General features: G+C 51.4%; 23 protein-coding genes, 2 tRNA genes and 1 pseudogene. 12 read left to right on the top strand and 14 right to left on the bottom strand.

Annotation, left to right across the window (positions count from 1 at the left end):
* Positions 1-83: 83 nt before the first annotated feature.
* Positions 84-437 (bottom strand): hypothetical protein, encoded by a 354-nt coding sequence (locus F454_RS16275; RefSeq protein WP_156817130.1) that lies wholly within the window; start codon positions 435-437, stop codon positions 84-86.
* 164 nt (positions 438-601) lie between these two features.
* On the opposite strand from F454_RS16275, the gene F454_RS0104425 reads away from it, so the two are divergent.
* Together F454_RS0104425 and ybeY are read left to right on the top strand one after the other, a co-directional pair.
* The gene (locus F454_RS0104425) at positions 602-2,233 is read left to right on the top strand and encodes an HD family phosphohydrolase (protein WP_205618988.1); all 1,632 of its coding nucleotides are present in this window, start codon (positions 602-604) and stop codon (positions 2,231-2,233) included.
* Complete coding sequence (ybeY, locus tag F454_RS15560; RefSeq protein WP_051083281.1) at positions 2,226-2,666, top strand: rRNA maturation RNase YbeY; 441 nt, start codon at positions 2,226-2,228, stop codon at positions 2,664-2,666. Before F454_RS0104425 ends, ybeY begins: the two co-directional genes overlap by 8 nt.
* Positions 2,667-2,678: 12 nt before the next feature.
* Here the strand turns inward: ybeY and F454_RS0104415 are convergent, their stop codons facing one another.
* Complete coding sequence (locus tag F454_RS0104415) at positions 2,679-3,563, bottom strand: lysophospholipid acyltransferase family protein (protein WP_018969417.1); 885 nt, start codon at positions 3,561-3,563, stop codon at positions 2,679-2,681.
* Positions 3,564-3,674: 111 nt separating this feature from the next.
* Between F454_RS0104415 and F454_RS0104410 the strand changes: the two genes are divergently transcribed.
* The 4 genes from F454_RS0104410 (at position 3,675) to F454_RS0104395 (ending at position 5,785) form a co-directional block, all read left to right on the top strand.
* Positions 3,675-4,388: a TrkA C-terminal domain-containing protein gene (locus F454_RS0104410; protein ID WP_018969416.1), complete on the top strand. Its 714-nt coding sequence runs from the start codon at positions 3,675-3,677 to the stop codon at positions 4,386-4,388.
* Between the two features lie 200 nt (positions 4,389-4,588).
* Positions 4,589-4,665 (top strand) — tRNA-Pro (locus tag F454_RS0104405).
* Between the two features lie 206 nt (positions 4,666-4,871).
* Positions 4,872-5,471, top strand: a complete 600-nt coding sequence (locus F454_RS0104400) for a carbonic anhydrase (RefSeq protein WP_169334317.1) — start codon at positions 4,872-4,874, stop codon at positions 5,469-5,471.
* Between the two features lie 20 nt (positions 5,472-5,491).
* The gene (locus F454_RS0104395) at positions 5,492-5,785 is read left to right on the top strand and encodes a helix-turn-helix transcriptional regulator (protein WP_026292701.1); all 294 of its coding nucleotides are present in this window, start codon (positions 5,492-5,494) and stop codon (positions 5,783-5,785) included.
* A gap of 99 nt (positions 5,786-5,884) precedes the next feature.
* Here F454_RS0104395 and F454_RS0104390 read toward each other — a convergent pair whose 3' ends face one another.
* A complete protein-coding gene (locus tag F454_RS0104390) occupies positions 5,885-7,225 on the bottom strand; it encodes an LptF/LptG family permease (protein ID WP_018969413.1) in 1,341 nt (446 codons plus the stop codon).
* 145 nt (positions 7,226-7,370) lie between these two features.
* On the opposite strand from F454_RS0104390, the gene F454_RS14160 reads away from it, so the two are divergent.
* The 4 genes from F454_RS14160 (at position 7,371) to F454_RS0104370 (ending at position 12,299) form a co-directional block, all read left to right on the top strand.
* On the top strand, positions 7,371-8,210 hold the full coding sequence (locus F454_RS14160) for a rhomboid family intramembrane serine protease (RefSeq protein WP_051083280.1): 840 nt from the start codon (positions 7,371-7,373) through the stop codon (positions 8,208-8,210).
* Positions 8,203-9,012, top strand: coding sequence for a nucleoside triphosphate pyrophosphohydrolase (gene mazG, locus F454_RS0104380; RefSeq protein ID WP_018969411.1), 810 nt, complete (start codon positions 8,203-8,205; stop codon positions 9,010-9,012). The genes F454_RS14160 and mazG overlap by 8 nt, the downstream gene beginning before the upstream one ends.
* A 70-nt stretch (positions 9,013-9,082) precedes the next feature.
* The gene (locus F454_RS0104375; protein WP_018969410.1) at positions 9,083-10,669 is read left to right on the top strand and encodes a SpoIIE family protein phosphatase; all 1,587 of its coding nucleotides are present in this window, start codon (positions 9,083-9,085) and stop codon (positions 10,667-10,669) included.
* Positions 10,670-10,679: 10 nt separating this feature from the next.
* Entirely contained in the window at positions 10,680-12,299 is a 1,620-nt protein-coding gene (locus F454_RS0104370; protein WP_018969409.1) for a SpoIIE family protein phosphatase, read from the top strand.
* Here F454_RS0104370 and F454_RS0104365 read toward each other — a convergent pair.
* From F454_RS0104365 to F454_RS0104325, 9 genes and pseudogenes are all read right to left on the bottom strand, one after another.
* Entirely contained in the window at positions 12,268-12,765 is a 498-nt protein-coding gene (locus F454_RS0104365) for a lactoylglutathione lyase family protein (RefSeq protein ID WP_018969408.1), read from the bottom strand. The genes F454_RS0104370 and F454_RS0104365 overlap by 32 nt on opposite strands.
* A 56-nt stretch (positions 12,766-12,821) precedes the next feature.
* On the bottom strand, positions 12,822-13,412 hold the full coding sequence (locus F454_RS0104360) for a hypothetical protein (RefSeq protein ID WP_156817128.1): 591 nt from the start codon (positions 13,410-13,412) through the stop codon (positions 12,822-12,824).
* A 104-nt stretch (positions 13,413-13,516) separates the two neighbouring features.
* A pseudogene (locus F454_RS0104355) lies at positions 13,517-13,804 on the bottom strand (thioredoxin-like domain-containing protein); the annotation flags it as partial.
* A gap of 12 nt (positions 13,805-13,816) precedes the next feature.
* Entirely contained in the window at positions 13,817-14,215 is a 399-nt protein-coding gene (locus F454_RS0104350; RefSeq protein ID WP_156817127.1) for a hypothetical protein, read from the bottom strand.
* A gap of 101 nt (positions 14,216-14,316) precedes the next feature.
* Positions 14,317-14,390, bottom strand: a tRNA-Gln gene (locus F454_RS0104345).
* Between the two features lie 311 nt (positions 14,391-14,701).
* Positions 14,702-15,856: a Gfo/Idh/MocA family protein gene (locus F454_RS0104340; RefSeq protein ID WP_018969404.1), complete on the bottom strand. Its 1,155-nt coding sequence runs from the start codon at positions 15,854-15,856 to the stop codon at positions 14,702-14,704.
* 43 nt (positions 15,857-15,899) lie between these two features.
* Complete coding sequence (locus F454_RS0104335) at positions 15,900-16,937, bottom strand: sugar phosphate isomerase/epimerase family protein (RefSeq protein WP_018969403.1); 1,038 nt, start codon at positions 16,935-16,937, stop codon at positions 15,900-15,902.
* A gap of 95 nt (positions 16,938-17,032) precedes the next feature.
* Entirely contained in the window at positions 17,033-18,538 is a 1,506-nt protein-coding gene (locus tag F454_RS14155) for a xylulokinase (RefSeq protein ID WP_018969402.1), read from the bottom strand.
* Positions 18,539-18,601: 63 nt separating this feature from the next.
* Positions 18,602-20,122: an MFS transporter gene (locus tag F454_RS0104325; RefSeq protein ID WP_018969401.1), complete on the bottom strand. Its 1,521-nt coding sequence runs from the start codon at positions 20,120-20,122 to the stop codon at positions 18,602-18,604.
* 259 nt (positions 20,123-20,381) lie between these two features.
* On the opposite strand from F454_RS0104325, the gene F454_RS0104320 reads away from it, so the two are divergent.
* Complete coding sequence (locus tag F454_RS0104320) at positions 20,382-21,149, top strand: AraC family transcriptional regulator (RefSeq protein ID WP_169334316.1); 768 nt, start codon at positions 20,382-20,384, stop codon at positions 21,147-21,149.
* A gap of 192 nt (positions 21,150-21,341) precedes the next feature.
* Positions 21,342-23,891, top strand: a complete 2,550-nt coding sequence (gene hrpB / locus F454_RS14150) for an ATP-dependent helicase HrpB (RefSeq protein WP_018969399.1) — start codon at positions 21,342-21,344, stop codon at positions 23,889-23,891.
* Positions 23,892-23,894: 3 nt separating this feature from the next.
* Here the strand turns inward: hrpB and F454_RS14145 are convergent, their stop codons facing one another.
* Positions 23,895-24,272 (bottom strand): ribonuclease III domain-containing protein, encoded by a 378-nt coding sequence (locus F454_RS14145; protein WP_018969398.1) that lies wholly within the window; start codon positions 24,270-24,272, stop codon positions 23,895-23,897.
* Between the two features lie 146 nt (positions 24,273-24,418).
* Positions 24,419-25,861, bottom strand: a complete 1,443-nt coding sequence (gene xrtZ / locus F454_RS0104305; RefSeq protein WP_018969397.1) for an exosortase Z — start codon at positions 25,859-25,861, stop codon at positions 24,419-24,421.
* Between the last annotated feature and the right edge of the window lie 68 nt (positions 25,862-25,929).

Raw genomic sequence — 25,929 nt, 5'->3', positions numbered from 1 at the left:
TCAGAGACTCAGTAGTCACAATTTTCAAGATTGTGTTCGAAAAAAATTGCAGCTGACGCGATCTCACGGATGAAGTGGATGCTCTAGACGCTGGTCCGCCGCCCCAAGATAAGAAAATGATTAGGATTGTTAAAGCATTTTTCGGCTGATTCAAGCTGGGCCTGCCAGGCTGCGGCGGTATTGACAATCAGGGAAGAGAATTTCCTTGGTGAAAGGGCTATTTTTGTCAGGCATTGATGCGATAGATCTTTTTCATCCTCCGGCATGAGGGGGCCATCTTGATGCGGCGATGTGCCCAATTCGGGTGAAATGGTGGCACTTAGTCGCACCAGCTGAGGCGTCATAGCCAGCCAGAACGTGTGGCTTAGACTGCCATGGGGGAAGCTTGACCTTGGCTGAAATAGTGATTTTAAACGTGGCGCTTGTGCAAGAATCATGTGGCGCAAGCTGTGGTTTGTGACTGATTTGTTAGTTGATTAGTTTGGCTGAGCGGTATACACATTCGGACTCAGCGTTGGCCTCCGGGGGTACCCCACCAATGCGATAATTCAACGACAGCATTTTGGGATTTTTTGATTTAATTAAGCGTAGGCAACTTGCCTTGAAGGGGTTGTCTTCTGGGAAGAAACGCAGGACGCCAGGTGAACGCCAGATGGCGGGGTCGATGGAGCGCAGCCCCTTTTTCCGGGTGCTCATTTATACCTTGTTCATTGTTCTTGTGTCCTTTTTGGTCTACAGCAGCAGTGTCTTGGGGCACATTGCTTCGTCTAACGCCATTTTTGTGGCTACCTTCTTAGTGATCGGCTTGATCGTCATCTTTGATGTGCAGCATCAGCACAAGGTGAAGAACAGCCGAGCGATCTTGCTTTTCGGCAGTATGGCGGTCCAGCTCAGCTTGATCCACGCTGTCAGTTTCGTGGTGGAGGCCATGAAGCTAGATCCGAGTTATTCGTTGCTCTTGGTACCATTCCTCATTGCTCCTCTTACCAACACGGTGTTGTTGGGGCGTCTGAGTGGAATGTATACCAGCTACGTGGTGACATTGCTGGGGGCCACCCTAGTGCCTGTTGATTTCCGTTTGCAATACATGGTGTTGAGCTTGATTGCTGGCCTCACGGTGGTGATGCTGACGAAGCAAGTGCGCCGCCGCAGCGACATTTTACGTGCAGGTTTCTACGCGGGCATTGGAGTCTTGTTGCTTTCGGTGATGTTTGAGTTGGTTCTCATTCCAGGCGATTCTGTGTTGTTCCGAGAGTTTGGCTTGAAGACTCTGGCTGTGATTGGGGTGTCGATGTTTGTGACGATGGTCGTGGGGGGGATTTTACCAATCATTGAGTCTTTATTTGGAATCACCACCAATATTAGTTGGTTGGAGATGAGTGATTTGAACCATCGATTGCTGCGTCGTATGCAGCTTGAGGCTCCCGGGACATTTCATCACAGCTTGATTGTGGCGTCATTGGCTGAAACTGCTGCTGAAGAAGTGGGGGCCAATGCCACGCAGTGCCGTGTTTGCGCTTATTTTCACGATATTGGTAAGTTGAAGAAGCCCACGTACTTTATTGAGAACCAGGGTGATGTGAATCCGCATGATGCGCTCACGCCGAGTATGTCAGCATTGATCATCATTGCCCACGTGAAAGATGGGGTCGATTTGGCGGTGAAGCACAAGCTCAACCCAATGATCGTGGATGTGATCCGTGAACACCATGGTGATTCCCTTGTCTATTATTTCTACCACAAGGCACGTGAAGCTCGAAAAATGGCCGAATCAAAAGCTGGTCAAGGCTTAGAGAACATGGAGGACCTTCCGGATGTGAATGAGGAAAACTTCCGCTACCCGGGCCCGCGCCCCCGCACTCCTGAGAGCGGGATCATCAGCCTGGCCGACAGTGTCGAGAGTGCTTCCCGTAGTTTGAAAAAACCGACTCCAGCAAAGATTTCTTCACTCGTCGATGACATCATCAACAAGCGAATCGCTGAAGGGCAGCTTGACGACTGTGGCCTCACATTGCGTGAACTCCAGCTGGTGCGAGGAAGCTTTAGTAAGACGCTGCGCAATATGCTGCATTCACGCATTGATTATCCGAAAGAGGAAGACCGAAAGAACGATGCTGAGCGCCGCGCTGCTGGCCGTCCATCGAGCTTGCAGTTGCGCGTGGAAGACCGCCCCGAGTCAGTGGCTAAGATGTCTGAACGCCAATTGGTGAAAGCTGACGATGGGGATGCTTGAGGTATACAACAATCAAGAAGTGATCGCCATTGCTGGTGACGTCTTGGAGAAATTTGAAGCACTCGGGAGGCTCGCTCTCCCGATGGCTCTGGAAAATCCGTCGCATGGCGGTGGTGTGTTGCCGGACTTAGAGCTCGTGGAGGTCAGTATTGTTGATGACCCCACGATTGACCAAGTGCACCGAGACTTCATGGATATCCCAGGTGCTACTGACGTGATCACCTTTGCGCATGGTGAGATCGTGGTCAGTGTGGAGACTGCAAAAAGCTATGCTGCTGAGTATGGCCATAGCATGGAGCGGGAGCTGATGCTCTATATCATTCATGGCTTGCTCCATCTTTCCGGGCATGAGGACGCAGCGGCAGATGAACGCGCTACAATGGAGGGAATCCAAGGCGCTATGCTCGATCGCCTCTGGCCACGTGATGCGTGAGTGCCCAGTCGATTATGCCCAGTAGCGATGGAGCCAGAACACATCGAGCAGATGCTTGCTAAAGCTCTTCTCGTAGGATGCGGTGATGGCATCAATGACCTCATCACGCTGCGGCTCAGCAGAGCATTTTGATAGGTCGACTGGGAGAATCTCTACCAGCCATTGGCCTGGCTCAGGAGAGCTGAGGCTGAGGCTGAACAGTGGGGCTTGGGTGCGTAAGTGGAGTATTGCTGGGAGCTTGCTGCGGGCTGAATCGATGCCAAAAAAGGGACGTGTATTCTTTGGTCCACCAGATCGTTGATCGGCCAAAACACCAAGAATACCGCCATTGCGGATGAAGTTTGCCAGTTTGCTGGGTGAGGTTGATTTCGGGAACATCTGGCAATGGTACTCTTCGCGTTGCTGAGCAACGTAGCGATCGGCTGCTTTGCTGTCGAGTGGGCGGTAGACTGCGCCGAATTTTTTAGGTTCGGGGTCGAGGAGAGAGCTGATTTTGGTGAGAATCTCCCAGTTACCCATGTGGGCTAGGCAGAGTACTGCTCCGCTGTTGTTGAGGATTGCTTGCTGGTATTCTGTGGAGATGTGGATGGTGATGTGCTCGCTGAGTTGCTCAGGCGTCATGCCGTATGTTTTTAGTGTGCAGGCAAGCTGAGAAACATTGCGGCGGAAGATGGCTTCACTGAGGGCCGGAGATGGCACTACCTCAGGATGCTGCTTGGCGACGATGCGCATGTTGTTGTCGATGATTGCACGGCGCTTTGGCATGATGCGGTAGCCGATAGCGCCCACGATGTCGCCAATGAGCCAGGTGGTTTCGACCTTCATGTAACGGAACAAGATGTTCACGAGCGAAATGGCAACGATCACTGGGATGGATTTGAGGCGGTCGAGTATCATAGATGACAGTTCGGGCATTGTCGTTCACATCGAAGCATTGTCAATGACGCGCTTGATCTTCGGAGAGAAGAAGCGCTTGCTTCGTTCTGCATAATCTAGCAAGTATTGATCATGGCTTCACTCTCTGTGCTTCTCACCATCGTTTTGCTTTCATTGTTGGCGGTACGCATCGGCTCGAATGCGCTGCAACTTACTGGCGTTTCTGCACAGGCTGCGCAGTTTCAGGCTGCCTCGGCATTCTTTGGTGTGGGCTACACCACCAATGAAGCTGAGCTAGTGATGCGTCACCCTGCGCGCCGTCGCATCGTGTTGCACTTGATTGTGGCGGGGAATATTGGGATTACCTCTGCCTTGGCCACTTTGATTGCGACCTTGATGCATGAGGATAATAGTTCGATCAACAATGGGCTGCAGCTCTTTATCATTATCGTGGCCGTCTTATCTGTTGCATTTTTAGCAAACCTCAAGCTCGTTAAGGCACCGATTGATTCGATCATTGTGCGCAGCCTCAAGCATTCAGGCGTCGTCGATGTCCAAGATTATGAATTGCTACTCAAGGTGCAAGATGGCTTTTCAGTGGCTGAGCTGACCATCGTCGATGGGCACCCGTGGGCATCCCTTAGCCTACGTGAATCGCGACCCTCCGACATTGGCGTGGTGATTTTAAATATCAGCCGTCCAGACGGGCAATTTAGTGGAGCCCCCGACAAAGATTGTATGATTTATGAAGGCGATCAGATCATGATTTATGGCTCAGAAGATTCGGTGCAAGCGGTGAGAATGCTCGCACAATCAGCGGATGCTGGCCCTCTTTCAAGAGCCTAATCACTGATAGTAAACGAGCAAGAAGATGCTTGAATTTGTGCGCCATTTCAGAGTCTTAAAAAAATATCTTTTTTAACAAAAGAGAGCTTGCAATCGCTGAGTGATTCGTGCAGATTGCGCCCGCACCGCGAAAGCGACCAAGTTTACTTCAAGGTTCCGCAAGGAAACCAAGGGGTATGTCCGGTGCAACCACTCCATATCGGGGAGTAGCTCAGCTTGGTAGAGCGCCGGCTTTGGGAGCCGGATGTCGCAGGTTCGAATCCTGTCTCCCCGACCATTTTAAAAGGGCCATCCAATTGCGGATGGCCCTTCTACTTTTTCCAGGATAAGTGGCGATTTAACAGGAAGTCGACCTGGATAGGAAATAGGCAATTAATTTCATGTTTAAATTGACATGTATCGATGAGGCTGCGATTTCCAAGGTGTACTGAGTGCTTGGGTATGGTGCTTGAGCTCGAGGTATCTAGACAAAACGACAAGAGAATGAGTGCGACAGCAAAAGACATTTTGGATGAATTGGTACGTGGAAACGCAGCCTACGCGAGTGGGGAAGTGGTAGCCTATGACAGGGAGCGGGATCAGACGCATTCTGCGAGTCCACAGTTTCCGAAAGCGGTGGTGGTTTCCTGTCTGGATTCACGAGTGCCAGTGGAGCGTGTGTTCAACCAAGGTGTGGGTGATTTGTTTGTGGCGCGCGTGGCGGGCAATGTGATGAATGATGACATTGTGGGTTCTCTGGAATTTGCGTTAATAGCCAATGAGGTGAAGCTGGTGATTGTGCTCGGTCATACAAAGTGCGGTGCGGTGAAGGGAGCTTGTGCGCACGTGGAGCTTGGAAGTTTGACCCAGTTGCTCGACAAGATTCAGCCAGCGATTGAGCAAGCGAAGGCTGATGCCTCTGAAGGTACTGACTTTGATTCTGCAGCATTCATTGACGCCGTGGCGGCGCAGAATGCAGTGCATGTGGTCGAGGAGATCAAGAAGAGTAGCCCTGGCATCGCTGATCTTGCCAAGAAAGGTGAAGTCCTGCTCGTACCTGCAATCTATGATCTAGAGTCGCAGAGAGTCGAACTTCTCAGCTAAGCTAAGCAGGAGCGTTGATCATGAGTGAAGTACGTTCGAATTTATCGTCCCATTGGACTTTTTTAACCAACCATTTTCATGTGTTGTTGGTGCTGCATAAGAACCCGGATTCGAGGATCCGTGATATAGCAGATCAAGTGGGGATCACCGAGCGTGCTGTTCAGAAGATTCTCGCGGAACTCGCTGAGATCGAGGTGATCAACAGTGAAAAAGTGGGGCGTCGAAACACCTACACGATTGATCACAACGTGCACCTCAAGCATCCGATGGAGAGCAAGCACAAGGTCGGTGAGCTACTGCAATTACTAGGATAGAGATCCAGCTTGTGGGATAGAACCATGTTTTAAGCCGCTGGCCATGACGGGTCAGCGGTTTTTTCGCGCACGGCATCCTGAGCTACCAGGGTTGAGAGCCTATGGCGTGAAAAAGTTTTTCACTGTTTGGTAGATCGGCTGACCACTGGTTCTGCGCTTGAATAGGATCATCGCAACGACGGTGAATAGGACATTGGTAGCCCAAGCAGCGGCGATGGGGCTGAGGTAGCCAGACTCGCCTAGCGTCGGAAACACGGTGGAGCAGAAGATCATTCCAGCACAGAGGAAGATGGCTACGGCGATGCCGCCGCCGACACCGCGTCTGCTGAAGACGACTCCGAGTGGCGCTGCGAGCAAGATGGTGATCATGCAGATGAAGGGTTGGGCCAGACGGTAATGCCAGTGAGTTAGATAGGAGCGCTTGTCAGAAAGCGGGTGGTCGCGGTGGTTGCTAAGCCAACTGGTGAGCTCAGGGATGCCCAGAAAGTGGGGCTTCAAGCCGGGGTTGATGATTTGGAAGGGTGTTTCTACCCAATCGAATGTGAGATTATCATCATACTTTGTGGCAGTGATGTCTTTGGAGCTTAAGTCGAAAACGAGTGGGGCTTCAAAGGTCCAGATAGCAGTTTCTTGATCCCAGACAGCACTGTCACTGATGATGCGCGATTGTATTTCCCCATCTTTCAGTTCGGCGACGTTGACGGACTTTAGCGGCTTGCCGTGTTGGTCATCAGCGGGAAAGGCTCCTACGTACCAATGGCGTGTGTCGTCGTCATTTTGAAAGGCCACGTGACGGGCTTCACTGGCGGCGATCCCTTTGGCTTCTTCGAGCAAGCGGCTTTCTTGGCTATCAGCGTAGGGAGCCCAATGATAATTGAAGATCAGGCAAAGAAGGGTGCAGATGAAACCAAATGAAATCAATGGGGTGACGATGCGCGTGACACTGCGGCCAGTCTGCACCATGGAGACAATTTCTTGTGCTTTGGACATTTTCCCCAGAGCCCAGAGCAATCCGAGCATCAAAGTGTATGGCAGGATAAAGGAAATCAGTGCAGGGAGTTTGATGAGGTAATATTCGCCCATCAGTCGCAGCGCTTCGTCGTTCTCCATGAAGTCGGGTAGGTTGTCCTGCACGTCTTCGAGCATGATCAAGATGAAGAGGGCGCCAAAGCAAATGCCGAAGGAATTGAGGAAAATCCGCAGCGTGTAGCGATCGAGAAGTCCACAGCAGTTGTAGTAGATCGAGGTGAGGAAGGGCATGAACAACATGGCTGCCAATAGCCATGGGCGCAGCTCGTAGGCTGGAATCACGGAGTTCGGGTAGCCGATCACCTGCTGATTCACCGCAGCTTGCTCAATCGGGCACAGATAATATGAGGCTGCCGCTCCAAAAAGAAGAAGTAAAATAGGCGGTAGGGCTCTGCGCAGCAGCTTCGGCATAGAGGCAATGTGTGGTTGATAGATGAAATCTTCAATGCAAAATTGTTATTTGAGGAATTGCGGTGAGCAGGAAAGCTTGCTGGTGATTTCATTTGCAGGAATTGGTATCTGGACGTACCGTTGCTGCTAGATGAATCAAGCAAGTATGAGCAATCAGATAGCCAGCAAGTTTCAAGGCGCTCCGGTTACCAAGTACCTATTGATCCTCAATATCCTGTTCTTCATGCTGGACGTGGCTGGTGCTGGGCATGATCGACTAGGACGTTTGGCTCCGTATTTGGCCTTCACTGTGCCTTCTGTATTTTACGATTGGCAGGTCTGGCGTTTGATAGGATTTCAATTTTTGCATGGTGATTTGTTTCATTTATTTTTCAATATGTTTGCGATCTACATGTTTGGGGCAACGGTGGAGCAGATCATGGGCTCGCGCAGGTTCCTTGCCTACTACTTGTTATGTGGTGTTGCTGGGGCTTTGTTCTATTCATTTTTGGTGATTGTTGGGTGGCTAGAAACTGGTGTCTTAGTGGGGGCTTCGGCTGGGATTTTTGGAATCTTAGTGGCTTTGATTGTGGTGGCTCCGGACATGCGAGTGATGTTGTTATTCCCGCCGATTCCGATGAAGTTGAAGACTTTTGGCATGATCATTCTTGGCTTTGGTGTCTTCACGGTGATGATCAATGGTAACAATGCGGGTGGCGAGGCAGGGCACCTTGGTGGGGCCTTGCTAGGTTTCATCTTGATGCGTAAGCCTGGCTTGTTGGACTGGGCGGAGCGCATAGGAAGTGGAGCTTCCATGCGGATGCCTCAGCGCAAGAAGAAAGCAACGCGTCGCTACGAACCAAAGATCAAAGCTCGGAGTTCGATGCGTGAAGATGCCTCTGAGATCGACCGCATTCTCGATAAGGTTTCAGCAGAGGGGATTCATTCTCTCACCGAGCTTGAACGTAAAAAGCTTCTCGATGTTTCCCAAAAGAACAATGAATGATCAAGAAATGGTTGAGTGCTCTGAGCCAGCACGACAAGTAGAACGCCTACGCGCTATCATGCACCGTCTGCGTGCTCCGGGTGGGTGCCCGTGGGATGCTGAACAAACCCATCAAAGCCTGCTGCCGCATTTGATAGAAGAAGCATACGAAACGGTGGATACGATCCAGCGTGGTGACCTCGAGCACATGCGCGAGGAACTCGGGGATCTATTACTCCAAGTCGTATTTCACAGCGAAATTGCTGAGGAGTCCGGGCAGTTTACTTTTGATGACGTGGCTCAAGAAATTTCGGAGAAACTCATACGACGGCACCCCCATGTTTACGCATCGAGCGACGCGCAGGATGCCGATGCCGTACTGACTCAGTGGGATGAGATCAAGCGCCAGGAAAAGGGGATCGAAGAGAAGTCTTATCTCGCTGGCGTAGGTGATGGGTTGCCGGCGATACTCAAAGCACTGAAGTTACAAAAAAAGGCGGCTAAAGTGGGCTTTGACTGGCCCGACCTGAAGTCGACGATGGATAAGGTGCATGAAGAGGTGGCCGAGTTAGAGGAGCTGCTAGATCAGGAAGAAAATACCAGAAACCTTAAAGATATAGAGGCTGAGCTAGGAGATGTTTTTTTCTCACTCATCAATGTGGCTCGTAAACTTAAGATCAATCCAGAGCTCGCGCTCGATTGCACCAATCGTAAGTTTCTGCAACGGTTTGAGAAGGTAGAGACTGGTTTGCGTGCGCGGGGAGAGACGCTTGAAGGAGCCAGCCTGGAGCAAATGGATGCTGAGTGGAATAAGGCAAAGTGACGGATTTACTGGGATAGATTTCCAATCAAATTGCATTCTCTATCAATTTGGTGTCTAATCTATCAATCTGATGGATCCTAAGTTCCAGCAAAATATCGACGCCATATTAGATGCCTCAAATGAAGGGATTTGGGACTGGTCACTCGCGTCTGATTCAATTTATTTCAGCACCAGCATCCACACCTTTTTGGGGCGAATCCCAGGTTCGGACTTGGAGAACTTTTTCCGTAAGCCAGATGGAGTGATTCACCCTAAAGACTTGGTGAGTTTCCGGAGGACCTTGCAGCAGGCGCTCGATGATCCAACGGCCGAATGTTTTGCAATCGACTGCCGAGCCATGCGAATTGATGCGAGTGTCTGTTGGTTACGCATTCGTGCGGTCATTGTGCGTGAGCTCGGAAGGGTGCAGCGCTTGGTGGGCACGATGATTGATATCTCAGAGCGCTGCAATCACGAACAATCCTTGAAGCGCGAGCGTTCGATGTTAGAAATGGTGGTCAATAACGTGCCGGTTTTGATGTACTTTAAGGATCGTTACTCACGTTATCGCATCGTCAATGACAAGATGGTGGAGTGGCTGGGCTGTTCGAGCATGGAAGATGTCGTGGGGCATACCGACGCGCAATTTTATTCCGCAGAGACGGCAGCTAGCATCCATCGCGATGAACTACGTGTGATTGAAAGTGGTGAGCCGATTCCTGAAAAAATTCGCCACGAGCACTGGAAGAATAAGCCAGATTCCTTCGTCAAGGAGGTGAAGTATCCTTGGCTTGATCGTGATGGCGAGGTCATTGGGACCTTTGGTGCTGCGACTGATGTGACTCGCTTACGCTTGCTTCAGAGCAAGCTGGAGAACGTGGCCATTGACCTGCAGAGTAAGGTGCAATCATACCGCGAAGAATTGGCGATGGCGCGCGAGCTTCAGCAGGCAATTTTGCCCGTGAATGATGGGTACTGGCAGGAACGTGTGGATTGCCTCAGCCAGCACGCTAGGATCGACTCGAGCTACCAATCAGCCCTGGAGCTGGCTGGGGATTACTATGACCTCCTACCTCTATCAGATGGAAAGCTAGGTGTCTTTATCTGCGATGTGTCTGGGATTGGCGTGCGATCAGCCTTCATCGTTTCGATGATTCGGGGCTTGATTGAGAAAGCGATGAAGGTAGCTGATGAACCAACGCTTTTTTTGCACAGTCTCAATGCGGGGATGATTAACCTACTAGGCGAGACAATGGGCAAGTTGCCAACGGCAGCTTGTTACACGGTGATGGATTTTAATACGGCCATTGCTACTGTGGCGGTGGCGGGTGATATGGAGCCCTTGGTATTCACCCCTGAGTGTGATGCGGTTCTCGAGCTGAGCGAGGGTGACTTTGAGCCGTCGATGGAGCTAGGCGTGGACCGTGACGCCTTGTTTAAAAGCCATAGCATTGCTCTCTCTGAGGCTGGGATGTTTCTGTTTAGCACGGATGGTGCACGCAATAGTAAGAACCCTCAGGGTGAGTCTCTGGGTTTGGCTCGCTTGGCTGCGTTGGCGATGCAGGCTGCGGATGCGGAGCGTCCTTGTCGCGAGCTTGCTCAGGCGATCTGCCAGTGGACCGAGCAAGATGATTTTGAAGATGATGTGTGTTTGATCTCTGTGAGGTCTGCAGATTGAGAACGATGCCATGGATGAGAAGCAACTAGAACGGATTGATTTGGCTTTGAGAGCCTCGAATGAGGGACTCTGGCAATGGTGCGTCAAGGATGGTGAGATCCTGTATTCGGCACGTAGTCTGAGTTTTCTGGGTGCTAAAGGTGATGGCTATGACAATATTTTTCTCGATCCTGAGCGGCACTTTCACTTTGAGGATCTACGGCGTGTGAGGGCCGCGATCCAGTTGGTGCTAGAGGATCCATACAACCATCCATTGATGGCGGTTGAGGGCAGAGTGAAGCGGATGGATGGTGGCGTCACTTGGTTGCGAATTCGAGCTTCTGCGATCCTCGGGGGTGACGGCAACTTGGAGTTTTTGGCGGGATCGATGATCGATATTTCTCGGCGTAAGGAAACGGAAATCAAACTTGATGATGAACGTTTCCTACTCCACCAATTGATCGAGAATATCCCACACAACCTTTATTTTAAGGATCTTGAGTCACGCTTTGTCATGGCCAACCAAGCGACTGCTGAGAAGATGGGCCTGAGCCGCGTGCAGCAAATTCTCGGTAAGTCAGATCACGACTTTTTCAATAAGAAGCACGCTGACTTTTCACGTGATGAAGAGCTGGCAGTGATGCGCAATGACCGCGTGAGTAAGCCGAAGTTGATTCGTGAACTTTGGAATGGCGACGCGGATACCTGGGGGGTGTCATACAAGATTCCTTGGTTTGACTCGGATGGCAAAGTACTTGGAACCTTTGGCGTCACCAGTGACGTCACAGAAATGGTACAAGTGCAGCAGCGGCTTACCCAAGCGACGGCAAAGTTGCAGGATATGAATACCAGGTATTACGATGAGCTAGAGCTGGCGAAGCAAGTCCAGCAAGCGGCGCTAGATGCCAGCCCAGCCTCATTCCCACGCGGAGATTTTGCGACGGAATGGCGCGCACAATTCACCCCGTTTTACAAGCCCGACAGCGAGATGGCTGGAGACTTCTATGAAGTCTTTCCAATCAGCTCAAGCAAGGCTGGTGTTTTGATTTGTGATGTGATGGGGCACGGAGTGAAAGCTGCTCTCACGGTGGCGCTGATTCGTGGAATGATCGAGAAGGGCGAGGCCATGGCCTCAGCTCCCGAGAAGTTTTTAAGCATCCTCAATGAGCGATTGGTAGATATCTTTGGGCACGCTGGTATTCAGATGTTTGCGACGGCTTGTTATATGGTTTTGGATCTGGAAAAGGGAGATATGCAGATGAGTTCGGCTGGCCATCCGATGCCACTCGTTAGTAATGCAGGGAAAGTGAGTGTGCTGGAACCTGATTCCCCGATGCGCGGTCCAGCCCTCGGGATGATCGAAGATGCTCCGTATCGATCTTGTGTGGTGGCTCTGGAAGAGCTAGAGCAGATACTGCTCTACACCGATGGTATTTATGAAGTAGAGAATGCGGCAGGAGAAGAGCTGGGGGTTGAGGGGCTCGTGAACGCCTTGGCTGGAAGCCCATGCCGAGCCGGCGGTCTCACGATCGACAAAGTGCTCACTGTCGCCAGTGCGCATGGTGGCACTGACGAATTTGGCGATGACGTTTGCCTAGTGGCTGTGGATATAGCCCGCGCTAGCCTTGGTACGCGCCCTGCGAGTAGGTAAGGTCGTAGCTGTGAGAATAAATTTCGAAGACCACGCCAAAGGGGTCTTCGACATAGACCATGCGGTAGGGTTTTTCGCCCGGGTAGTATTCCCTGATGGGCATGCGTTGCTTACCTCCATGAGCCACAATTTTTTCGACGAGCCCTTCGATGTCTGGATCCTGAATACAGAAGTGGAAGGTGCCGGTCTTGTAGTATTCGAATTCCGAAGGCGTGCAGTTGTTCGGGAATTCGAACATCTCGATGCCGATTTTGTCACCGGTAGAAATATGGGCAATCTTGAACGAGCCCCAGCCGGTGCCGAAGACGTCGATGCACATCTTGCCGATAGCTGTGTCATTTTCTTCTGTTACGGTGGTGGGAGCCATGATGGTGTACCAGCCCATAACGTCTTTGTAGAACTTTACCGCGGCTTCGAGGTCAGGTACTGAGATGCCAATATGAGAGAAGGTTTTTGGGTATATCATAACAGTGGGTATACTAACGGATTGACCGCAAATGAAAAGCAAGCATCTCAGCCACTTTACAATGCGTTTGCTAGTTCGAAGTGTCTCGGTCGTGCCTGCTGGTCTTTGTTGGTGATTAGGCCTTCCACCCACCGTGGGGCTGTTTCTGGTGTGAGCCATACGGGCATGCTTTTGAGCTTGCGCCACTCAGACTGGCAGAACTTGCGGTAACTCGCTGGCAGTCGATCCGCAATCCAGGCCTCATATTCAATCCACCATTCCAACAGGGGGCATAGCGATTCTAGCATCTTGCACGGGGGCTGGCGGCGGATGTCATCCTGAGTCCATTTGCCGGGTACCACTGGCTCTTCTGGAAGCCAGCTGTAAAAGCTGTTGCGTTTGCGCAGAAAGACCACGCTACCTTCATGCGTGTAGGCGGCAGCGCAGGAACCATGGAGTTCGATACTGAGGCCATCGCGTTCTAAGGTATAGCAACTGGTGCCTTTGAGTCCTTTAGAAGGTGTTTTTTTAAAGCCAAATGCCTCAAGTTGATTGCCAGACGGGTGCATCACATCCTTCCCCAAGAAGTACATTTGTTGATAGAAGCCTGTTGCGCAGTCCTTTAGGAGTATCCTCAAACGCTTTTCATCGATTCCTTCCGCTTTCATTTGCCACATCTGGTAGCATGAAGTTTCAGGTAAATGCAACTATATTGCGTTTAGTTAGAGTGTGGTGATCTTTGCGTTTGGAGATGTGGAAGGTGAGTGCGGTATTATTTCAGCGACTTGGCAGTATTGAAGACTGTCGGGGAGCCTTTCGCTTGGACGGTGCCATCTTTGTCGAGTAGGACGTAAAATGGCACGCGGCCTGAGGTGTGGTATTTGCCTAGCTTGGATCGTTTGACTTTATCGGGCAGCACGTGAAACCAGGGGAAGTTTTCTTTTTGAGCCCATTGAAGGGCTGCTTTCTCATCTCGATCTAGCGAAACATGGATCATTTCGACGCTGGGATGATTGGCGATGATTTCGTTGTATTTGGCCACTAACTGTGGCGCTCCAGTGCGGCAGGGCGGTCACCAACTGGCTGAGAAATAAAGCAGGTAGTATTCTGGAGCTTTGTCGAGTTCTGCGCGTACGAAGCGGTTGCCATCCAGCTTTTCGAGGATTCCGGGTTTGAGGTTTTTCCCTATAGTTTGCTCGGCGAGTTGTTCTTTGACCGAGGCGGAATCTTCAGCGGTTGTTTCCTTTTGAGATTCGAGGCGTATCCACTGACGGTCCTCTAAAGAGAGCTTAGTGAGGGGGAATGAAAGTTTCTTGTAGCCTTTGGTGACCGTCACCATCCCAGATTCTTCATGGTAGCTTTTGAATTGCCCTTCAAAGGTTCTTGAACCATCGGAGCTGGTCCATGTGCGAGCATTCAAGTTGCTACCCATAATCGCTAGACTCAATGCTGTGATTGTGAATCGTTTCATACCAAACATGTTAGATGTGCGGTAGTAAACCTGCGAGAGAAAAAATTAAGGAGTAAAACAAACAAGCCGCTGAGTGTGACTCAGCGGCTTGTTTTGAGAAGTGGTAGGCCTACTAGGGCTCGAACCTAGAATGACGGAATCAAAATCCGGAGTGTTACCATTACACCATAGGCCTATCGTTGGATAGTGTGCATTTAGAGCCTTTCGGCGCTGCTTGCGGGCGAATGATTACGCTAGCAACGAGAGAGATGCAATAAAAAATTACGATGAAATTAGAGTTTTTTTAGAAGCGACAGTTGCGGGATTGAGGTGAGATATCTTAGTGATTGCTGCTCAGTAGGATCTGCGCTCTGGGTGTTTTCGGCGGGTTGACTCGCGTTGCAGGGGGCTGATGTTCGGAGGCGAGAGCCGACGAGAAAAAAAGCCACCCTCTGGGATAGAGGGTGGCTTTGGTGATTGCTACAATCGAATATTTGCTGGCGATGCCTAGGCTTCGATTTTGGTCCAGGCTGCGTTTTTGGCGCTAGATCCAACGACGGCATCAATGAATGCCATGCCGCGGATTCCGTCGTCGATTTTTGGGTAATCGAGGGCGACTGAGCATGGTTCTTCACCGGCTTCGACCGCGCGGATGTGCTTGCTGAAGTTGAGGTAGAGATTGGCGAATGCTTCTAGGTAGCCTTCTGGGTGAGCCGCTGGAGTGCGGGTGGCTGCTTTCGCTTCATCACAACAATATTCATTGCCCGTACGGTAGACCTGTGCTGGTTGGTCCTTAGGTTTGAAGAGGAGGGTGTTTGGCTCTTTTTGGTGCCACTCAAGGCCGCCATCGCTTCCCCAAACTCGGATGTTGAGGTTATTTTCTTCACCTACGGCGATTTGCGATGCCATGAGAATTCCTTTGGCTCCACCTTCGAAACGGAGTAGCACATTGCCATCGTCGTCAAGACGGCGGCCAGGAACGAAAGCGGTGAGGTCAGCAGCGAGCTCGTCGACGTGGAGACCCGAGATTTCTTCTGCGAGGTTTTCAGCGTGTGTGCCGATGTCTCCCATGCAGCCTGCGGCGCCTGACTTCTCTGGATCGGTGCGCCATGCTGCTTGCTTTTGACCTTCGGTATCAATGGCGTCAGCGAGCCATCCTTGCGGGTATTCCACCACGACCTTGCGAATTTCTCCGAGCATGCCAGAGGCGGCCATGTGGCGTGCCTGCTTGACCATTGGGTAGCCGGAGTAGGTGTGGGTGAGGCCGAAGAGCTTGCCGGACTTTTCGATGATCGACTTGAGCTCGATGGCTTCAGCTTTGTTGAGGGTCACAGGCTTATCACACATCACGTGGAAGCCGGCTTCGAGTGCAGCCTTAGCGGCTGGGAAATGGACGTGGTTTGGGGTGACGATGGCAACGAATTGCATGCGTTCGCTTTCAGGAAGTGCGAGTTCCTTTTCCATCATTTCCTCGAAGGTGCCATAGCAACGGTCTTCAGGAAGGTAGAGGTCAGAGCCAGAGTCTTTGGAGCGTTGTGGGTCAGAGGAGAACGCGCCGCAGACGAGTTCGATCTGTTGGTCAATCGCCGCTGCAATGCGGTGAACGGCACCAATAAAGGCGCCTCGGCCACCACCGATCATTCCCATACGAATTTTAGCCATAAGAATATGTAGAAAGTTGTGATTAAAGGTTGAGGTGTGAGAGCTAGCCTTGCGCGCTGTTGTCGAATGCTCCGTCGAAGGCAAGATTCTCGTTCGGTGTGAAGTCTAGCTTGCGGACGAATTCGCAAGATTCCTTGGCACCGAAGAAGCGATCCATTCTGCCGTCTTCCCATTCAACAGAGAGCGGGCCAGCGTATTTGATGTCGTTGAGTGCTACGATGATTTCTTCAAAATTGACGTCACCACGGCCTACGGAACGGAAGTCCCAGTAGCGTCGGTGGTCGGTAAAGTCGGTGTGCCCGCCAAATACGCCTACGGAGCCATCACCGTGACCGTACCAGACGTCTTTCATGTGGCAGTGGTAGATGCGGTCTTCGAAGCGATGGATGAATTTCACGTAATCCACACCCTGATAGGCGAGGTGGGATGGATCGTAGTTGAAGCCGAAGCGTGGGTTGCGATCGAGTGCGTCGAGCGCGCGTTCCGCTGAAGCGATGTCGAAGGCAATCTCGGTCGGGTGTACTTCGAGAGCGAAGTAGACGTCCTCAGCCTCGAATGCGTCGAGGATTGGGTTGAAGCGGTTTGCGAAGTCATCGAAGCCAGCCTGGATGTACTCCTGTGAGGTTGGTGGGAAGGCGTAGAGAGCGCCCCAGATGGAGGAGCCGGTGAAGCCGTTGACGACAACGCGTTCTGGCGCACCACCAGGACGAAGGTTGAAAAACTTGCGTGCAGCGCGTGCTGTCTCGCTGAGCTCTATTGCGGCGCGTTGGCGCACGCCTTCTGGCTCGCCGTCACCCCAGATGTGCGGGGGGAGGATGGCTTCATGGCGAGAGTCGATTGGGTCGCAGACTGCCTGACCAACTAGGTGCGAGGAAATGGCGTAACAATCCAGTCCTGCATCAGTGATTTGCTTCCACTTTGCTTCGCAATAGCCATCTTCATTGAGAGCTTTTTGAACGTCGAAGTGGTCGCCCCAACAAGCGAGTTCTACTCCGTCGTATCCCATTTCTTTGACTCGTGGGAGTAGTTCGTCAGCTGAAAGATCGGCCCATTGGCCAGTGAATAGTGTGATGTTACGCATATTTATTTGTCTAGTGGGTGGTTGAATGACCTAGCAAATAAAGCGATGGCGTGACTAGAAATCGAGATTAAATTGATCGATTTTACAATTTTTGTTTACCGATAAAGGAGTTCTGTGAACTTTTCACCAAGGCTTGTGTATATCACTTCAGAATCGGGCTGGGGAGTGATGGCGCGGCGTTGCTTTGATTTGCAGAAGTCATGGGCGAGCTGCTCGATTTGGTGCCCGTCGGCATAGGCTGCGATCATCGCTGCTCCGAGAGAGGCCGATGCGTGGGTGTAGAGGCGCTTGATTGGCCGTTGGAAAATATTTGCAATGGTTTGACAGACGCCATCACTCTGTGAAATTCCGCCGGTGACGACGATCGACTCTGGCGCTGGGCCATGCCACAGGGAATGGTGGCGCATGTTGAGAAATTGGCCATCCACCAATGAAGCTGCAGTGGTTTTTGATTGATCCACTGCGCGAGCAGGAGGTGTGATTTCAGTGTCGTAAAATGGTAAGCTGACTGGACTATCTGGTGTGCGCGGCACCAGCAGTGCTCGATCAAAATCATCCCAGGTAATGTTGAGTTGTTCCTTGAGCGCAATGCACGCTAGTGCGCCATTTTTGAAGCAGGAAAGCGACATATAGTTACCCAGGGGGTTGCCAAAGATGTGACCGTAGCCTTGGGGGTCGACGAAGGGGGTTTGGGTGGCTGAAAAGAGGGTGTAGGAGGTGCCGAGTGAGATGACCCATTCGCCTGGGGTGGTCACTCCCATGCCAACAAGGCTGGCCGGGTTGTCACCCGTCCAATGCGCGCATTTGGCATCTGCAGGAATTCCATAACGTTGGGTAAAGTAATGTGAGACGGTGCCGGCAATGTCGGTCGTGCTGGCGAGGCCAGGGAGGCGCTTGATGGTGCCGGGCGCGGTGGCATCGGCCATCTTTTTGTCCCAATTGCGGCGGGTGATGTGCATCAAGTTCATGCCTGCGCCGTCGCCGTAGTCGATGTTCGCTGAGTGGCCCACCATGAGTGAGCCCATGAAGGAAGAGACCAGGTGCACTTTGAAGGTGTCTTGCCAATGGCCGGGAAATTGTTTCGCGTGCTTGCGAATTTGTGAGGCTGAGAAGCGCGGGATGATGGATGAGCCGGTGCGTTGCACGGATTCGCGATTTCCGCCTAGAGTTTCGATGATTTCATCGCATTCTTTCACGGTAGATGCATCTAGCCAGATGGGCGATACAGGACGAGTGAAGCTATCTTTCAGCTGTTCTACCAGTGGCAGGTCTGAACGCAGGTGTGCGAGCGTGCGTTCGAAGTTGTGGTTGAGGTAGACGGTGGAATGTTGCTGAGCGGAGCCACTGATTGCTTTGATTTGATCGAGCGGAGCATTGCTTTTTTTCATCTTCTCTAAGAGAAGATCGAGTGCTTCGACCCACATCAAGGGGTCACAAAAAAACTCATCAGGTTCCGCGCCGCGCACGAAGCCATGATGAGTTTGGTAATGAGGTAATTCTGTCTCGAAGTGAACGGACTCCTGGATTTCGACTGTTCCTGACTCAGCGTTTATGAGTGTGGCCGTGAGGCTTTGGGTAGAACAGTCGAGACCAAGATACATACTTTGCTTTATAAAGGAATGTTAGGGGAAATTCCAAGCAAAGAATTCCTATCGAGAAGAATCTTAGAATTCAGTGTTGGTGTCGAGTTCGACTGGCTTGTAGCCGCCGCGTGACTTGTACCATACTGCGATAAAGAAGTAACAGATGCCCATCACGAGTGGAAAGGCAAGTGCCGTGGTGAAGAGTGCCTGCTTGCCGGACATTGCCTTGGCTGTGGAAACTTCTTCTTCAAGACCGAGTTCTTCAGCCATTTCTGCAGCTTTTGCGCCATCAAGTGCTTCGTACTTGAAGTTGAACATAGCAGCTTCTTTCTTAGCAGCTTCGTAGATCTCTGTAGAGATTTCTCTGACGTTCTTCTGAGCGTGGTGATCCTGGAACGCACCGATGAGTGGTGTGCCGATGATACCCACGGAGAGAAGACCAATCGCGGAAACTGTGTTGAGTGCCATTGCGCCACCTTTAGGGAACTGCTCGGAAGTGAAGCCAAGAACAGTTGGCCAGTAGAATGTTTGACCTACTGCGTAGATAACGAATGCGAGGATGATCATGAATGCGCTGCTCACCTGTGAAAGGAGAATCAGACCAGTCATGGAGAAGAAGGAGCTGATAGTAAGGATCACTGGAGCTGTGAAAAGCTTGGTGAAGATGCCAGCTTGGAAGCGGAGAACCATCATGATGCCTGCTGAAAGAGCAAGAGCAAGACCAGCATATTTACCCATAGAAGAGCGCATGAGTTCCTGAATCCAGCCGTCAGTTCCTAGCTCGGTGGTAGCAAGTGGTACCATGAGCAAGCAGAGAATAAAGTACATGACACTACCAACAGACTTCGTGATGAAGCCGAAGATTGCGCCGATTACTAGACCGATACCAGCAGCAACGTAGATGTCCATTTGCTGACCAGTAATCACGCCGTAAACCGCGTGGGTGAGAAGGAAACCTGCTACAGAAGCAGAGAGGAAACCGACATCCTTAAGAGATTCTTTGTATGGGATCTTTGCAGCAACACGCTCGTCTACTGGGAACTTAGAGATGAGGAACATGACGCCGTAGGCAAGGATTGGAATACCAGTCCAAAGTGCGTTTGTTTGGTAGCCAAGATCAGAAGTGAAGAACATGATCACACAGCAAACCATGAGGCCAGCAGGCCAGGCAGCGTGGAGAATGTTGAGCCACTTTGTTTTGTCTTTGTTGTAGATTGCTGCACAAACTGGGTTGATGACCGCTTCTACGATACCGTGAGCGAAACCAGCACAGATTGCTGCGTACTTGATTTGATCAATAGACTCAGCAGTGAAGGACATGTAGACGGAGATCGCATGAAGTACCCAGCAAATGATCATTGATGGCTTGTAGCCTACAAAGTCAACAATCAAGCTGAAGACGATCATGGTGATCGCAATTGGCCAGAAGTAGTTACCTAGTACAATTCCGCCGAGTTCTGCTCCACTCAGGTTGAACTTGCTACCCCACTCGCCAAGGCTGAGGGCGCGGTATGTGAAGGCCATGCCGGATGCCATGAGGGAAAGGAAGCTAGCCCAAAATAGAACTTTCTTTTGGCTTTCCGTTAGTTGTTCGTTTTCCATAGTTATTAGTGTTAAGGTTTTGGGTTTTGGCTGTTTTGTTAGCCGCAACCGGCCTGCCTATAACCATTATCAATGATACTGTCTAGCATTGAGATTCCATCAGACACATTTTTCTAACTCTTAGTCGAAATTGATTTTTCACCCTACTTGATTAATTTCTACATGTTCGTTGAATGGATATTGGCGTAGAGTGTGTTAGATAATAGATAAAAAGTGTGGACGGTTTTCTGTTTTTGTGATATTTCGTCAGGGGATGAGTGTGATTAAAGATTTAAACGTGACTGATATCAACGAGGAGGAGGTAGAAGAGTTCTTAGATGCCTTGCGACCAGGTCAGATTTCATTGGTTTTATTTCAGGCGATGCCTGATGTGATGTTTTGGATAAAGAACTCCAAAGGGGAGTTTATCTACTTTAATGACGCATTCCGTGGGCACTTGAGAATCAAGCCACAAGTTGGCATGCGTGATTGTGACATGGTGCCGGTGGAAATGGCTCAGGTGTACATGCAAGATGACCAAACGGTGATGGAGACCGATCAGTCGATTTGGAACAAAGTGGAGCTTGTTGTCACGGCCACAGACGGAGTTGAGTGGCGTGCTACGAGTAAGGTGCCGCTGAAGAACCGTGACGGTATGGTGGTGGGGACTGCGGGGATTAGCCGTCGTGTTGGACTCACTGAGGGTGTGCCGCTTCCGAGTCAGCAGCGGGACATGGCTGCCATTGTGGGGGCAATCTACAAGAGTGTGGATAAAGACATCAAGGTGAGTAAGATTGCTGAATCAGTTGGTTTATCAGTTTCTAGTTTAGAGCGTTTGTTTAAGGCAAACATGAACACGACTCCGAAGCAGTTCATTATTCAGGCTAAGGTTTCCACCGCTTGTGAGCGCTTGATTGGCACTCAGATGAGTGTCAAAGAGATCGGTGTCAGTGTGGGGTATTCAGACCACGCGAATTTCACACGTGGCTTCCGCAAGGTGATGAACATGAGCCCGTCAATGTACCGCCGCACCTACCGCAGGCAATAGTACAAGAAGCATATTCTGCACCTGCCTCAGCCGAGGTGTGGTGCACAGTAATCATCTAGCCTCGCTTGCTCTGTTAGAGTGAGATTAATCAATGGGGTTAGATGTTTTGTTTTTCAGATTAGTCATTTTTACGTCTGGCTGAGATATTGGGGCTTGGTTGACAAGTTCCTGGGCTGTCGATAGAAACGGGCCATGGTGAGGCTACCGGTCGAGGACGTTAGGAATAAGATCATTGATGCATTAGGGAACGAGAATGCTCGTCTCTTACTTAAAGCCCCTACTGGATCGGGGAAGTCTACAGTGGTGCCTCAGATTGTATGTGATTCTGGGCTTGTTGATGGTTTGATTGTGGTGGTGCAGCCGCGTCGTATTGCGGCGAGGATGCTTGCTCGGCGTGTGGCTAGCTTGCGTGGTGTCGCTTTGGGGGGGGAAGTTGGGTATGTGGTGAGGTTTGACCGCAAGATGAGTGCGGCCACACGTGTGGTGTTTGTGACGGACGGTGTGCTGGAGTCATGGCTGACGGGAGCGAAGATGGATGGTGTGGGGATGGTCATTTTTGATGAGTTTCACGAGCGCAGGGTGGCCAATGATATTTCCTTGGCCCTCAGCTTAGACATGCAGCGGCGTCAGCCTTTGAGGGTGATGGTGATGTCTGCGACCTTGGAGTTGGGGGCGCTTTCGGAGTATCTGGGGGAGGAGTGTGTCGAACTTGAGTCAATGGGCCGCAGTTATCCAGTTGAGGTTGAGTATCGTGCTGAGGCGGCTGCAGCACGTGGTGCACGCAAGCCAGTGGACTCGTGGCAGCGTTGTGCTTTAGCAATACGCGATCTGGTAGGGCGCTTCCAAGAAGGGCATATTTTGGTATTCCAGCCGGGAGTGTTTGAAATCAACAAGACGGTGCAGTTGATCGAAGCCGCTGGCTGGGCACGCGCTTTCATGGTGTGTCCTTTATACAGTAGTCTAGCAGCAGATAAGCAAGATCTCGCTGTCTATGGAGATGGTTCGGAGCGGCGGCGTATCATTATCTCGACCAATGTGGCAGAGACCTCTCTGACCATAGACGGTGTGCGTGCTGTGGTGGATGCTGGTACTGCCCGGGTGGCACAGTTTGATCCAGTGAGAGGGTTGGATACATTATTGATTGAGAAAATTTCGAGAGCATCGGCGGAGCAACGAGCTGGGCGTGCAGGGAGAACTGGCCCAGGGGTTTGTGTGCGTCTTTGGAGTGAAGCAGACCACGCGAGGCGGGTGGCTTTTGATGCCGCCGAGGTGCAGCGCGTGGATCTCGCGGCTGAGGTGCTACGCTTGAAGCAATTGGGTTATAGTGATGTGCGTGATTTTCCGTGGTTTGAGCAACCGAACGAAGAATTGCTGCAACAAGTGGAGGCGTTGTTGGCGCAGCTTGGAGCGACTGATGCGGATGGCACTCTGACTGAGCTTGGGCAGACGATGCTGCATTGGCATGAGCATCCAAGGTTTACTCGCATGTTGATTGAGGGTGAGCGGGAAGGATGTTTAGCAGAGGTGGCGTTCATCATGGCATCAGTCCCGGTGGGCGATTTATTTGCCAAGCATGGTGACGGTGTGGGGCAATTTCGCTATGCTGATGACGCTTCCGATTTTGTGGCTGAGTGGCGAGCATTCGAGTCGGCCCGAGCCATGCGCTTTGATCTACAAAGATGTCAGGGGATCGGGGTGATGGCGCGAACGGCGCGTGAGCTTGATCAAGGATACCGTCAGATCATCCAGCAGTGCGAACGCGCGGGGCTTGTACTCAATGAAGTGGATTTTTCGATGAAAGCTGAGGCGATCAGTCGTTCGGTTTTGGTGGCGTTTAGTGATCGTGTGGCGATGCGTTTGGGACGTGGGAATTATGCTTGTCGCTTGGTAGGGAAGCGCAGGGGTAGGCTGAAGGAAACTAGTGCGGTGGCGGATGCAGCGATGTTTGTTGCAACGCAGCTTACCGAGGTGCAGGGTAAAGAGGTTCAATTGTATCTAGATCGTGGTGTTGCGATCGATCAGGGGCAATTGGCGGCTCAATTTCCAGGAGATTTTTATGAGAGCGAGGGTGCGCGTTATGACGAAGGGCTGCGGCGAGTGGTACAGAGTCATGAATTGAAGTTCCGAGATCTCATTATTTCCTCAAAGGACGGAGGCGTTCCCGATGCGTCGATGGCTTCACAGTTGTTAGCGGAGCGTGTCGCAGCGGGTGAGTTGAAGTTGAAGAAGTGGGATGCAAGCGCTGAGCAATGGATCGCACGATTGTTGTGCCTGCGCGAGTGGCTACCGGAGCTGGAGCTGCCGGGCTTTGATGAGGAGGATCGCGCGATCGCGTTTGAGCAAATTTGCGAAGGCGCGGTGTCTTACAAGGAGATTAAAGATCGTGAAGTGATGCCGGCTTTGAGGGGCTGGCTTTCTTCTGCACAGACGGCGGCTATGGATCATTACGCCCCCACAAGGTTGAAGTTAGATAATGGTAGGGAAGTGAAGCTCAAGTACGAGCTTGGCAAGGCTCCGGCAATCGCACTGCAGGTTCAGCGGCTTTTTGGGGTGAAGCAGACTCCAACGATAGCAGATGGCAAGGTGAAGGTGTTGGTGAATATTTGCGCTCCCAACCAACGCCCGTGGCAAATGACGCAGGATCTAGAAGGGTTTTGGGCGCGTGGTTTTGAGCAAATGCGCAAAGACCTAGCTGGGCGCTACCCGAAGCACGATTGGGTGAATCCACACCCACCGGCCTGAAGCCTACTTTTTACCGTACTTACGCAGCCTGCGAGGTACCTGGGTTTGTTGGAGGCGTTGGTATTCTTTCTCTGCAATGAGGAACTTTGGTTGTAGTTCTTTCTCGATCCAATCGAAGCCAGCTTGCAAGCCATCCTTAGCGTAGATGCGGCCAATTTGCGCTTCCACTGAAGTGGGGTTGCCGTAGCAGCTGAGGAATTCATTTGACGTGAAGCGCACGAACATTTCGCCATCCATCCTGCCATGTTCTTGGAGAATCCATTCACGGACGTAGAGCGCGAGTACGGCGTCGCCAGTCCAGGCTTCGGCGCGTTCTTGCATAACTGCGGGATCTTGTTTCTTTGGAGCTGCCATGATCGAGGTGGATTGATGATAGCGCATGCCTGCGCGACTCCACGCTGTAGTCTCAAAATCATCATTTGTAAACGCCTAGTGTTGCACAGCCCCTAACAAGTGTAGAAGCAGGGTAATCAGTCTGTGGCTGTTTCTTCGATGATGTGGAGAGAGAGGCTGCAGAGAGCTACCTCTCATGGCGTGGTACTGGCGACGCTTGGTTTCTTGATATTGTTGAACAATTGCGTGGCAACTTCTCTGGATTGTTCCGCAAAGTCTTCGGCGCTGAAATCTTGATTTTTGGCGATGAGGATGAGGTGGACGCCTGGATCTTGGCGGAAGCCAAAGGTTTGTTTGACGTAGCTTTGGTGGTCCTGGATCAGTTTGTGGCTGACGATGAAGTATTCGCAGTACCAATGCTTGCCATCGGTTTTTACTGAGGGGACATCGGCGGGCTCTAGCTCGATGCCACGGTATTTGAGGCAGACCTCTACGGCGTGGTGTCTATCGCTTCCTTGGGCGTCGTACCAGATGAGTCCGAGCTTGGCGGGTTGTCCCTCTATTTTTAATTCGTAGCCCATCCCTTCGATCACGCGTTTTTGAACGTTATCTGGCGGCACGAGGCTTTCTGAGTTTAGGGTGAAAAGAATGGCTGCTAAAAATGGCAGAAAGAGCAGAGGTGCTGAGACGGTAGTGAGGAGTCGCTCCCAATTGAGGCTGAGCCGATTGGGAGCATCGATGGCGTGGGTCTCGCTCCGACGGTACCAATCATAAGCTAGGTAGGCAAAGATCACGCTAGCGAGGACGTTAGAACCCGGGATAAGCACAAAAAGTGGGCAGGCTGTGGCGACGCAGGCAATACCAGCGGGACGCATGAGCCATCTAAAATTGATGGTGAGAGGGCTGATGAGGAGCCATGGTAGCCAGAGGGACTCGATTCCAGCCCATGCGATGGCAAATGCCAGCAGGGCCCATACGGCAATTGCGACGATGTGACGTTTGTGGAATGTTTCCGTAAAACGCGAGTTTACCATGCACAAGAGTGCGCCCACAGCAGTGATCCAGTGGTTGGGAAGGCTGAGTAGTGGGGCTAGCAATCCAAGGATTGCAGAGATGTGGAGAAGTTCAAACCAGAAGGCTTTCTTGGCGTGTTGAGCCTGGCGAGGGATCGAGAGAAGCGCAAATGGGATGAGCCAGATAAACCCGAAGAAATAATGCAGCTGTGGAGATTCAACTTCTGGGTAGACGGCGAATCGATACATGACGAGTGTGAGCACACGCAAGACATTGGCGGCTATAGCTGGAGGGATTACCGCGAGCATGCGCAGCCAATAGCGGCGGTCTTGCTTCACGTTACGGTTCATCCAAGCGAAGATGGCAAGTAACACCAAAAGCAAGTTCATGCCAGCACAGTCGCGTGTCCATGGAACTTGGAGGTGCGCCACATTCATGTAGCTGCCGTGATCTGCGGTGCTCAGTCCAAAGAGGCTTAGGATGAACAAGGCGATCGGCTTACAGATCTCGCCATAGGCGCTGACCACTGTCTCTTGAGAAGCCAATAGTGAGACAATGATCAAAGGGATCAGACCTTTCCAGAGGGGTGGTTTTTCCTGGGAGTTTGAGGAGGGAGGGGTCATGGAGGAGGATAGTTAGGTGCGGCACCCTGGATTTTATTAAACCCAATCTTGCATCATAGGTTGTTAGT

This window comes from Rubritalea marina DSM 17716, assembly GCF_000378105.1.
GTDB classification, from domain to species: Bacteria; Verrucomicrobiota; Verrucomicrobiia; order Verrucomicrobiales; family Akkermansiaceae; genus Rubritalea; species Rubritalea marina.
This window is presented reverse-complemented; position numbering and strand designations above follow the sequence as displayed.

Bases quoted from the DNA above. Each gene is read 5' to 3' on its own strand.
- F454_RS0104400 (WP_169334317.1), top strand. From the start codon at position 4,872: ATGAGTGCGACAGCAAAAGACATTTTGGATGAATTGGTACGTGGAAAC.
- F454_RS0104370 (WP_018969409.1), top strand. From the start codon at position 10,680: ATGGATGAGAAGCAACTAGAACGGATTGATTTGGCTTTGAGAGCCTCG.
- F454_RS14160 (WP_051083280.1), top strand. From the start codon at position 7,371: ATGAGCAATCAGATAGCCAGCAAGTTTCAAGGCGCTCCGGTTACCAAG.
- F454_RS0104335 (WP_018969403.1), bottom strand. From the start codon at position 16,937: ATGCGTAACATCACACTATTCACTGGCCAATGGGCCGATCTTTCAGCT.
- F454_RS0104410 (WP_018969416.1), top strand. From the start codon at position 3,675: ATGGCTTCACTCTCTGTGCTTCTCACCATCGTTTTGCTTTCATTGTTG.
- F454_RS14155 (WP_018969402.1), bottom strand. From the start codon at position 18,538: ATGTATCTTGGTCTCGACTGTTCTACCCAAAGCCTCACGGCCACACTC.
- mazG (WP_018969411.1), top strand. From the start codon at position 8,203: ATGAATGATCAAGAAATGGTTGAGTGCTCTGAGCCAGCACGACAAGTA.
- F454_RS0104325 (WP_018969401.1), bottom strand. From the start codon at position 20,122: ATGGAAAACGAACAACTAACGGAAAGCCAAAAGAAAGTTCTATTTTGG.
- F454_RS0104395 (WP_026292701.1), top strand. From the start codon at position 5,492: ATGAGTGAAGTACGTTCGAATTTATCGTCCCATTGGACTTTTTTAACC.
- F454_RS14145 (WP_018969398.1), bottom strand. From the start codon at position 24,272: ATGCGCTATCATCAATCCACCTCGATCATGGCAGCTCCAAAGAAACAA.
- xrtZ (WP_018969397.1), bottom strand. From the start codon at position 25,861: ATGACCCCTCCCTCCTCAAACTCCCAGGAAAAACCACCCCTCTGGAAA.
- F454_RS0104360 (WP_156817128.1), bottom strand. From the start codon at position 13,412: ATGAAAGCGGAAGGAATCGATGAAAAGCGTTTGAGGATACTCCTAAAG.
- ybeY (WP_051083281.1), top strand. From the start codon at position 2,226: ATGCTTGAGGTATACAACAATCAAGAAGTGATCGCCATTGCTGGTGAC.
- F454_RS0104340 (WP_018969404.1), bottom strand. From the start codon at position 15,856: ATGGCTAAAATTCGTATGGGAATGATCGGTGGTGGCCGAGGCGCCTTT.
- hrpB (WP_018969399.1), top strand. From the start codon at position 21,342: ATGGTGAGGCTACCGGTCGAGGACGTTAGGAATAAGATCATTGATGCA.
- F454_RS0104365 (WP_018969408.1), bottom strand. From the start codon at position 12,765: ATGATATACCCAAAAACCTTCTCTCATATTGGCATCTCAGTACCTGAC.
- F454_RS0104390 (WP_018969413.1), bottom strand. From the start codon at position 7,225: ATGCCGAAGCTGCTGCGCAGAGCCCTACCGCCTATTTTACTTCTTCTT.
- F454_RS0104415 (WP_018969417.1), bottom strand. From the start codon at position 3,563: ATGATACTCGACCGCCTCAAATCCATCCCAGTGATCGTTGCCATTTCG.
- F454_RS0104375 (WP_018969410.1), top strand. From the start codon at position 9,083: ATGGATCCTAAGTTCCAGCAAAATATCGACGCCATATTAGATGCCTCA.
- F454_RS0104350 (WP_156817127.1), bottom strand. From the start codon at position 14,215: ATGAAACGATTCACAATCACAGCATTGAGTCTAGCGATTATGGGTAGC.
- F454_RS16275 (WP_156817130.1), bottom strand. From the start codon at position 437: ATGATTCTTGCACAAGCGCCACGTTTAAAATCACTATTTCAGCCAAGG.